Annotated in this window: 1 protein-coding gene and 1 pseudogene; one reads left to right on the top strand and one right to left on the bottom strand. The window is 40.7% G+C overall.

Features of this window, described 5'->3' with window-relative positions; translation table 11 throughout:
• Positions 1 to 205 (bottom strand): annotated as a pseudogene (locus PX481_RS11370) (riboflavin deaminase); the annotation flags it as partial.
• 91 nt (positions 206 to 296) lie between these two features.
• Here PX481_RS11370 and PX481_RS11365 point away from each other — a divergent pair.
• Positions 297 to 1291, top strand: a 995-nt coding sequence (locus tag PX481_RS11365) for a PDC sensor domain-containing protein (protein WP_502888597.1), incomplete at its 3' end; no start/stop codon positions are given.

Below are 1291 nucleotides of genomic sequence, written 5' to 3'. Positions count from 1 at the left end.
GAAAATCGGCATGACGGATAGGAAGCCTGGTGTGATAAGCGCGCAGGGTGTTAGCACAGAATAAAGCGGCATCCATGCGCGATAAATGTTGTTCTAGACGCATTTTATCGGTAACAGAAGCAAATCTGGCCGCTGACTGGTAGGCGTCGGCAATTTTACCATCGGCACTCATGGCTAAAATAACGGTGGTGTGAGGACGATTCATGGCAAATGCTCGGGGATATCACCCGGTCCGATTGGTTAATAGGCTAGTATAGTCTGGAGTTTGATAGCAAGAATCAAACCAATTTCCGCCTATGCCTATCGGTCAATCCTCCTTTCGTCGTATTCTGCTCTCTCGCCTACTCCTAGTCAGTGTACCTGTACTACTAATGGGAGTTTATGTCACCTATCGTAAGGCGCGATCGGCTTTTTTGGAAACGGCCCGTCAAAATCTTACCGAAAGTGCCATCAGAAAGGCAGACAATATTGAGCAATCAATTCAACTTTTGCAGGCCAATCTTATCACTGCTGGCGAAAGTCTGGTTTTAAAACAGGGAAACTTAGCCGAAAAAGAAGCTTTTTTACAACAATTCACTGCGCCGCTTCTTAATCAGATTAACTGTGTGGAATTAATTGATATTAAGACCAAGAAACCTTTATTAAATCAAGCCTGTGAACCAGAAATAATCAAAGTTTTACTTCTAGAAAGATGGGCAGAAAAACGGACTAGCTTTGCTGGTAATATCGAAAATATTTTAGTTAGAAGTTTACCCCGAAAATTTCTAATTAAATCTCTCAATAATAATCGTCAATTAGAATTAGTTTTTGCCGTTCCCATCTACGATAATCAAGGACAATTACAATCCAGTCTGATTCTGCAAACTTCTCTACTTTACGGTGAGAAGGTTTTACCCGGTTCTTTGTCAGGTTATCCCGTGGTTATTTCTGAAAATGGCATTATTCTCGCTCATCCCTATTTTCATCGCATTGGTAAGCATATCAGTCAAGAAGCTGATGCTGAACGCTTAAATAGTATTATCAATAATGCTATCCGAGGAAAACAAAATTTCTTGCATTTATTTTCTTTCGAGAAAGATGGCAAAGAATTAGTCGCTGGTTATAGTTCCCTCCCCAGTCCAGTTACGGGAGAATCGTCCCAACAATGGGTAGTTTTAGCCATTAGTCCCCTCCCTCAAGCTCTCGCTCCTCTACAACAAATTTGGGAGGCAATTTTTTATCTGATTTCTGGTTTATTATTAGCTTATTTAGTAGCTATTGTACTGATTGCTAGGGATTTAGCTAGACCTTT

This window comes from Microcystis sp. M53603_WE2, from assembly GCF_030065435.1.
This window is presented reverse-complemented; position numbering and strand designations above follow the sequence as displayed.